The organism is Propionivibrio pelophilus DSM 12018, assembly GCF_059569095.1.
Genome location: NZ_JCANUT010000003.1, coordinates 175,204 through 183,846 on the forward strand (window position 1 = coordinate 175,204; position 8,643 = coordinate 183,846).

8 protein-coding genes are annotated in these 8,643 nt (G+C 61.3%); 5 read left to right on the forward strand and 3 right to left on the reverse strand.

All coding sequences use genetic code 11. The features are described from left to right. The first annotated feature begins 149 nt into the window (after positions 1-149). Positions 150-2,462: a DUF1631 family protein gene (locus tag BO74_RS03320; RefSeq protein WP_496439979.1), complete on the forward strand. Its 2,313-nt coding sequence runs from the start codon at positions 150-152 to the stop codon at positions 2,460-2,462. 12 nt (positions 2,463-2,474) lie between these two features. Here BO74_RS03320 and BO74_RS03325 read toward each other — a convergent pair whose 3' ends face one another. From BO74_RS03325 to BO74_RS03335, 3 genes are read right to left on the reverse strand one after another with little or no spacing between them, the layout of a single operon-like run. Next, a complete protein-coding gene (locus BO74_RS03325) occupies positions 2,475-3,314 on the reverse strand; it encodes a sulfurtransferase (RefSeq protein ID WP_496439981.1) in 840 nt (279 codons plus the stop codon). Next, positions 3,311-3,670: a SpoIIAA family protein gene (locus tag BO74_RS03330; RefSeq protein WP_496440001.1), complete on the reverse strand. Its 360-nt coding sequence runs from the start codon at positions 3,668-3,670 to the stop codon at positions 3,311-3,313. Before BO74_RS03330 ends, BO74_RS03325 begins: the two co-directional genes overlap by 4 nt. Before the next feature lie 35 nt (positions 3,671-3,705). Next, complete coding sequence (locus BO74_RS03335; RefSeq protein ID WP_496439983.1) at positions 3,706-4,560, reverse strand: DMT family transporter; 855 nt, start codon at positions 4,558-4,560, stop codon at positions 3,706-3,708. A gap of 151 nt (positions 4,561-4,711) precedes the next feature. Between BO74_RS03335 and BO74_RS03340 the strand changes: the two genes are divergently transcribed. The 4 genes from BO74_RS03340 to folE2 are packed head-to-tail and all read left to right on the forward strand — an operon-like array spanning position 4,712 to position 8,615. Beyond that, entirely contained in the window at positions 4,712-4,987 is a 276-nt protein-coding gene (locus BO74_RS03340) for an exodeoxyribonuclease VII small subunit (RefSeq protein WP_496439985.1), read from the forward strand. Next, positions 4,984-5,883 (forward strand): polyprenyl synthetase family protein, encoded by a 900-nt coding sequence (locus BO74_RS03345; RefSeq protein WP_496439986.1) that lies wholly within the window; start codon positions 4,984-4,986, stop codon positions 5,881-5,883. Before BO74_RS03340 ends, BO74_RS03345 begins: the two co-directional genes overlap by 4 nt. A gap of 57 nt (positions 5,884-5,940) precedes the next feature. Next, positions 5,941-7,797, forward strand: a complete 1,857-nt coding sequence (dxs, locus tag BO74_RS03350) for a 1-deoxy-D-xylulose-5-phosphate synthase (protein ID WP_496439987.1) — start codon at positions 5,941-5,943, stop codon at positions 7,795-7,797. Continuing rightward, positions 7,794-8,615 (forward strand): GTP cyclohydrolase FolE2, encoded by an 822-nt coding sequence (folE2, locus tag BO74_RS03355; protein ID WP_496439989.1) that lies wholly within the window; start codon positions 7,794-7,796, stop codon positions 8,613-8,615. The genes dxs and folE2 overlap by 4 nt, the downstream gene beginning before the upstream one ends. The last annotated feature ends 28 nt before the right edge of the window (positions 8,616-8,643 follow it).

Below are 8,643 nucleotides of genomic sequence, written 5' to 3' on the forward strand. Positions count from 1 at the left end.
TCGATCGTGAGTTGTAATACCGAACTACCCCACGCCGCTGGTCGGATCAAAGCGGCCTTCCGGCGCCTGCTTTGCGCCCAGCAATATTCCTCGTTTAGAACAGTCGTTCAACGCCGGTTGCGGGCGGGTTTTCACGCGAGGTAATCGCCATGAGCAAGCCCTCTTCGAATGTTAGCCGAGTCGTGTCGCTGAACGGACTCGGACGGAGCCGCAGCCCGGGCCAGCGCGTCCTGAACGAATGCCGCGACCTCTTGGTGGAAGGGTTGTGCAAGTGGCTGCGCGATGTCGCGCCAGCAGTCTCGGAAGAATTGTTCGTGCTCCTCGATTCGACACGCGACCGGGTTCAACAGACTCGCTTTCTGGACCTGCGTGTAGACATCGAAAAGGGCTGGCAGCACTTCGTCGAGACCTTTCGCCGCGATCTCTCCGCCGAGGCCGAACGGTGCCAGGACGATGTCCTCGGCGGTAGCGAGAAGAATGGTCCCGCTCTCGAAATCCCCGATTTCGAAGGGCTGCAACTGATCGACGATGACGATCTTTCGCAACATATCGTCATCAGGGAATTCTCGGCGCAACTGGAGGAGACGTGCGACGAGGAACTCTATACGCTCAACCGGCGAGTCGCGGCGCTGCTCGGCCGGGAGGAACAACCGGACGCCTCAGGCAACCCGCTCGCCCCGGCAGTCGTTTGCCGTGCGCTTTCTGATTCCTGCACGTCGATCGGATCTGACCCCGAGTCACGCCTGATCCTGCTGCGCCGCCTCGAGCGTCATCTTCATGCATCCCTCCCTGGCATTTACCAGAGGGTCAACAGTTATCTGGTCGAACGCGGCATCCTGCCCGATCTGAAGCGCACCTTCCGCCGCTCATCAGGCGCAAACCGCGAGGACTCCGTTCCGGACAAGGCCACCTCTGCGGCAACACCTCCCGCCCCCGAGACTACCGCGGCCCCAATCACGGAGAATTCCATTATCGAAGCCTTGCAGCGCCTGGCTCTGGCGCGCTCGGCGCAAAACCCGGGCAGCTTGTCGGGACAAATCAGCGCGCAGAGCGTTGGCTTACAGGCGGTGCCAACGCCGCCCGGCGGAAATTTGGCACAAACACCAGCCACGGTCGATTCGGCAGCCATCAGCCATCTCCTGTTGAATTCGCTGAACAACCTGCAGCACGCCGTACCGGTTTGGGGCGAAGAGGTCATCGTCAATCAGGTACGACTCGTCCGCGACTCGGACAATGCGAAACAGGCCACCGGTCTGGAGGCCGTGACGATGGATATCGTCGCCACGCTTTTCGACATCATCTTCGACGATGCGCGCATTCCGCTGGCGGTCAAGGCGCTGCTCAGTCGTCTGCAGATTCCGGTTCTCAAGGTCGCGATGCTCAACCCCGGCTTTTTCGCCGACCGGCAGCACCCGACCCGGCGCTTTCTCGGCTGTATCTCGGGAATCGCGGTTCGCTGGGGGGACAGCGTTGATGAAAGCGACCCTTTCTACGAAAAGCTATCCGGTCTGGTCGAACGCATCCAGGCGGAGTTCGAACAAGATATCGGCATTTTCGGCACGGCCCTCGACGAACTGGAAGCATTCGTCGATGCGCGTGAAGAGGAAGAAAACGACACCGCGCTGGTTGCTGCAAACACAGTCATTCGCCACGAAATCGATGCCGAAGCCTGGGAGCGTTCCCATCAGGCCGTTCGTGCTTTCTTGCGCGACGCCCCGCAACCCGCCCCGGTCGAACGCTTCCTGGACGAACACTGGACCGCTGTATTGCGCAAAATCGCCGTCAGCGAAAGCGACACGGCCGAAACGGACTGGCGCATGGCCTGTGAGGTGATGAAGGATCTGGCGTGGAGCATCATCCCCAAGAAGGCCCCGGACGATCGACTCAAACTGATCGGTCTGCTCCCACGCTTGCTCGCATCCCTCAACAAGGGGCTGGACTCCATCGACATCACCGCCGAGCAACGCAACGCGTTTTTCGACGCATTGGTGAAACATCACTCTGGCGCATTGAAAGGCGAATCCCCCGGTGCGATAGAGCCCGAAGCGCCACAGAAAGAGGCAGCGGCCGCGCGATCGATCACACCGCCGAGTGAAGGCGACCTACTGGTGACACGAAGCGTCGACAATGGCGTTCAGGTGGAAGAGATCGTCCTCGTCGGCGCCAGCCCCGTCTGGAAAGCCGACGACCGCGACATCGCCCGCCAGGTTGATGAACTGAAGCGCGGCGACTGGGTCGAGTTTATCGACGAGGACGGCCACGCCAGCCGTGAGCGCCTCAACTGGATCAGCCCGCAGCGCGGCATCCTGCTTTTCAGCAATCACCGCTCGGCCAAGGCCATTTCGATCACGCCGGAAGCGCTTGTTCGGCAGATTCGCGACGGCAAGGCCGCATTCGTCCATGAAGAAGCGCTGTTCGAGCGCGCCTTGAGCGGCGCGCTGGAGTCGATCAACGCCGGCTAGGAAAACACCGTATCAGCGCGCCACCGGCCGCGCCGGATCGGAACACCACTCGCTCCAGGAGCCTGCATACAGCCGTGCACCGGGAAGCCCGGCGATTTCCATCGCCAGCAAATTGTGGCACGCAGTGACGCCCGAACCACAATACATGACGGTTTGGGCTGGCTCTGCGCCGGCGAGCAACGCGAGATACTGCTGGCGCAACTCGGCGGCAGACTGGAACCCACCTTGCTCGTCGAGGTTGTCACGGAAGCACCGGTTGCGCGCCCCGGGAATGTGCCCGCCAACCGGATCGAGCGTCTCGTTTTCGCCGCGAAAGCGATCAGGTGCGCGCGCGTCGACCAGGACGAACTCATTCTTTTCCAGATTGGCCTCGACCTCGGCGGCCGTGGCGACCCCGTCGCGCAGATCGATATTGAACACAGCGGGAACCAGTTCCGGCACTTCGGTCACCAACGACCGCCCCTCCGCAACCCAACTGCGGATGCTACCGTCAAGAACGGCCACGCGGTCGTGCCCCAGCCAGCGCAGCAGCCACCACAAACGCACGGCGTACATGCCGCCATCGTCGTCGTAAACCACCACTTGGGTCGTCCGCGAAATACCCGCGGCGCCAAGCTTCTCGGCCAGTCGCAGGGGATCAGGCAGCGGGTGGCGCCCGTTCCGGCCGGTCATCGCGGAGGACAGATCGCGATCGAGGTGCATGAACACCGCGCCGGGAAGATGTCCCCTGGCGTATTCGCGCTCGCCGTAGCCGACATCCGAGAGTTGATGCCGACAGTCGACGACCACCCACGTCGGATCGTTCAGGTGGTCGGCAAGCTGCGCACAGGAGACCAGGGTCGAAAAGCTCACGCCACCGCCTCCTGCGAATCAAGCCACGCCTCGGCATCCACCGCCTCGTCGAACACGCGCATCTCCGCGCTGACGAACATTTGAGACAGCCATGCACTCCAGGCGACCCACTGGCTTTTTGTGACGACAGCGATGCGATTGAAATCGTTGGCATGCGCCCGGGCAAAGGCAATATCCTCCCACGCGACGTCCAACGTGAAATCGGCCATTTCACGCAAGTCGAACAGCAGATTGACCGGCCCCTCGAACTTCACCTTGTAGTTCACCATATCCTCGAACTCCTTGAAGTCCGCCAAGGTGAACTCTCCATACACATTGACTGCGACGCGATTGCTCTGGTGCTGGATAACAATCATGGCAATTTCTCCTTTTTGTGCCCGGATGGTTGGCTTCAATCCTGGTCCGCCGGGTTGGCCCGCGACAACCAGCTGGAGATGACGCCACTGGCAACGATCAGCGCAATGGCCGACCACGCCGCCGCGGAGAGCGTCTCCCGCCAGAACAGCATACCGAAAAGGCTCGCAAAGATCACCGTCGAATACGCGAGGCTGGCCGAAACAAGCGTGTTGCCGCGTTTGTACGCCCGGGTCATAACCAGTTGTGCGGCCGTCCCGAAGCTCCCTACGCCCAGCAACAGCCAGCCGCCCTCCCAGTTGATCGGGTGAAACTCGAAGAAGAGCATACAGGTCGCGCCAATCACCGTCGTCACCAGGGCGAAGTAAAACACGATCCGCTCCTCGACCTCGCCGCGCGCACCAAGCTCCTTCACATTGAGGTACGCCACGCCAGCCACCATGCCGCTGGCCAGGCCGATCGCGCCACCAAACATCTGGTCGGCACCAAAGGTCGGGCGCAGCAACAGGGCGACTCCGACAAACCCGAGCACCAGCGCGCACGCCACGCCGCCCTGCAGGCGCACCTTGCCGGACAGCGCCAGGAAGATCGCCAGAAACAACGGTGACGTGTACGAAAGCGTCACTGCGGATGCCAGCGGAAGCATGCTCAAGGCGGAGAAATACAACATGAGCGCCAGGCAACCGGCTCCGCTGCGTACCACGTGCAACCGCCACAACGGCGTTCGGACCGGAATGCGCCGCACGAACACCAGCGGGATCATGAACAGGAAGTTGATCAAGGAGCGATAAAAGGCGATTTCGGCTGCCGAAAACTGTACTGCTGCCAGTTTCACGCACACGCCCATGCACGCGAAGAAGAAACTGGCCACGATCATCCACAACGACTGCATCGTTCTTTACCGGAAGAGTTTCGATCCGCACGCCGCATCGCGTCGAATCGATCAGGGAGGACGTGACATTCTACTGCCGCCCCATCACCTTTCCAATTGACCGGAGTGTTATCCTTAGGCTATTTTTCAATGTTTTAGCCGCTTCCAAGCCATGGCCAGACCACAAGCAAAAGATCCGAACGCGGACCCCGCGCCGCAAGTCGCCGAAGACTTGAAATTCGAGGCAGCACTCGCGGAACTGGAGTCGATCGTGCAGAACATGGAGGGAGGCAACCTGTCGCTGGAAGACTCGATCGCAGCCTACCGCCGCGGAAGCGCACTGCTTGCGCATTGCCAGCACCAGCTCAACGATGCCGAACGCAAGATTCAGATTCTCGATGACGGCGTGTTGCGTGATTTCGACCCATTGAACGGGGACGCTCGATGAATACAAACAGCCCTTCCTTCATCGACTGGATGGCGGATGTCCAAGGCAGGATCGAGAGGGCGCTTGCACGGTTCCTGCCGCCCGGAGAAGCCATCCCGGCGCGCCTGCATCAGGCCATGCGCTATTCATGCCTCAACGGGGGGAAGCGTATCCGTCCGTTGCTGGCGTTCGCCGCCGGGGAATTGACCGGCGCGACACCGGAGAAGCTCGAAGTCGTATCCTGTGCCGTCGAAATGATCCACGCCTACTCGCTGGTGCATGACGACCTGCCCTGCATGGACAACGACGTTCTGCGGCGCGGACGCCCGACCTGCCACGTCGAGTTCGGCGAGGCCACCGCCCTGCTCGTCGGCGACAGTCTGCAGCCACTGGCCTTCGAATTGCTCGCCCGCGAAAACCTAGGCGAAGCGAGCGTGCAGATCGAAATGATTCGTCTGCTGACCCATGCCAGCGGTTCGCTCGGCATGGCAGGCGGGCAGGCCATCGACCTCGATGCGGTCGGGCGCGAACTCGAACTGCCCGAACTCGAACTCATGCACGCGCTGAAAACCGGCGCCCTGATCCGTGCCGCGGTCATGCTCGGTGCACTGTGCGGTGACCCGCTCTCGGAAATGGAACGGAACGCTCTTGACCGCTTCTCCAAACGGGCGGGACTGCTTTTCCAGGTCATCGACGACATTCTCGACTGCACGGCGAGCACGGCCACGTTGGGAAAAACCGCCGGAAAGGACTCCGCGTCCGACAAGCCGACCTACGTCGGGTTGATGGGTCTGGAACAAGCCCGCAGTTTTGCTGACGAACTCCGGACACAGGCTCTGGAAGCGCTCGGCACATTCGGTGACCGGGCCCGGCGCCTGGTTGCAATAAGCGACTTTATCGCCCATCGGAAGTTCTGAACGGGAACCGCCTCGACGGACGCGCGGTCACCCCATCACGCTGAACCACGACACGCCATGAACACATATCCTCTGCTCGACACCATCAGCGCCCCATCTGACCTGCGCGCGCTGGACCGCAAACAGTTGCCCGAACTGGCCGAGGAACTGCGCAACTTCATCGTCGAATCCGTCTCACGAACCGGCGGGCATTTTTCTTCCAATCTTGGCACGGTGGAACTGACGATCGCGCTGCATTATGTCTTCGATACACCGGAGGATCGCCTCGTCTGGGACGTGGGTCATCAAACCTATGTGCACAAGATCCTCACCGGCCGTCGCACCGGCATGGCCAAGCTGCGGACGCACGGTGGCGTCTCGGGCTTTCCCAAGCGCAGCGAGAGCCCGTACGACACATTCGGCGTCGGCCATTCATCGACATCGATCTCCGCCGCCCTCGGCATGGCCATGGCGTCCAAACTCAACGCTGACGACCGGCGCACGGTCGCTATCATCGGCGACGGCGCGATGTCTGCCGGCCAGGCCTTCGAGGCGTTGAACAACGGCGGCGTCGCCGACGCGAACATGCTGGTCATTCTCAACGACAACGACATGTCGATCTCGCCCCCCGTCGGCGCGCTGAACAAATATCTCGCCCGCGTTCTCTCAGGCAGCGCGTTCAACGCCGCGCGCCGTGCCGGCGAGAAGGTGCTCGGCGTATCACCGTCGCTGCTCGAATTCGCCAACCGTGTCGAGGAACACGTCAAGGGAATGCTGACGCCAGGCACTTTGTTCGAGGAACTCGGTTTCAATTACATCGGCCCGATCGACGGCCACGACCTGGATTCTCTGATCCCGACACTGCAGAATCTGCAGAAGCTCAAGGGCCCGCAGTTTCTCCACGTCATCACCCGCAAGGGACAAGGCTACAAGCTGGCCGAGGCGGACCCCATCCTCTACCACGGGGTTTCGAAATTCCAGCCGGATGTCGGTATCGAAGGCAGCAAGAGCGGCGGAAAGCCGACCTACACGCAAATCTTCGGCCAATGGCTGTGCGACATGGCCAGCGTGGAACCGAAACTGGTAGCCATCACCCCGGCAATGGGCGAAGGCTCGGGAATGATGGAGTTCGCAGAACGCTACCCCGAACGCTATTTCGATGTCGGCATCGCCGAACAGCACGCCGTGACCTTCGCCGCCGGTCTCGCCTGCGAGGGCATGCGTCCGGTTGTGGCCATTTACTCGACCTTCCTCCAGCGCGGCTACGACCAGTTGCTGCACGACGTGGCACTGCAAAACCTGCCGGTAGTCTTTGCGCTCGATCGCGGCGGACTCGTCGGTGCTGACGGGCCGACGCATCACGGCACCTTCGACCTATCCTACGTCACCTGCATCCCGAACATGGTCGTCATGACCCCGAGCGACGAGGAAGAATGCCGCCGGATGCTGACCACCGCGCTGCGCAGCAACGGCCCTTGCGCCGTGCGCTATCCGCGCGGCACCGGCCCCGGCGTACCGACCGAAGCCGCGTTGACCGAACTGCCGCTGGGCAAAGGGGAAATCAGGCGGCGCGGCAAGGACATTGCACTGCTCGCCTTCGGCAGCATGCTCAACCCCGCGCTGCAAGCCGCTGAAGAACTCGATGCAACGGTTGCCAACATGCGTTTCGTCAAGCCAATCGACCGCGAACTGATCCTCGAACTCGCCAAGGAACATTCGCTGCTCATCAGCATCGAAGAGAACGTGGTGATCGGCGGCGCTGGTTCCGAAGTTGCCCGGGTCCTGCATGAGGCAGGAAGCGCAGTGGGCCTCGCAAGAATGGGGCTCCCGGATCGCTTCATCGATCACGGCGACCAATTCCGCCTGCTTGCCGAAGCCGGACTCGACAAGGCAGGAATCATCCAGACAGCCCGGACCTATCAGGACAGACAATGAAAGAGAAACACCATGCCGCAGCGATGGAAGACGTTCAAGGCCTGGCGGACACCCGCCGCCTGGCGATCAATCGCGTCGGCATCAAATCGATCCGCCATCCGGTCAAGGTGCTTGACCGCACGGGCGGCGTCCAGCACACCATTGCCGTATTCAACATGTACGTCGGCCTGCCGCACAATTTCAAAGGCACGCACATGTCACGCTTCGTCGAGATACTGAACAGCCACGAACGCGAGATCTCGGTGGAGAACTTCCCGGTCATGCTGCGCGAAATGGTGCGCAAGCTCGAAGCCGAAACCGGTCACATCGAGATGAACTTCCCCTACTTCATCAACAAGGCCGCGCCGGTTTCCGGCGTGCAAAGCCTGATCGACTACGACGTAACCTTGATAGGAGAAATCTGCCACGGCGAGATCGCTTCGACCATCAAGGTCGTGGTGCCTGTGACCAGTCTCTGCCCGTGCTCGAAGAAGATTTCGGAACGCGGGGCCCACAACCAGCGGTCGCACGTAACGGTAACCGCCAGGATTCTCGAACACGTGTGGATTGAAGAAGTCGTCCAACTCGTCGAGGGCGAGGCGTCCTGCGAGCTTTTCGGACTGCTCAAACGCCCCGACGAAAAATACGTCACCGAGCGCGCCTACGACAACCCGAAATTCGTCGAAGACATGGTGCGTGACGTCGCGGCGCGACTCAACGCGGAAGATCGCATCGCCGCGTACGTGGTCGAATCGGAGAATTTCGAATCGATCCACAACCACTCGGCGTACGCGCTGATCGAGAAGACGAAACGCACTTCAGAAAAGACCGGGCACTGAGCTAGCCCGGAACGCAAAACGGGGCGGC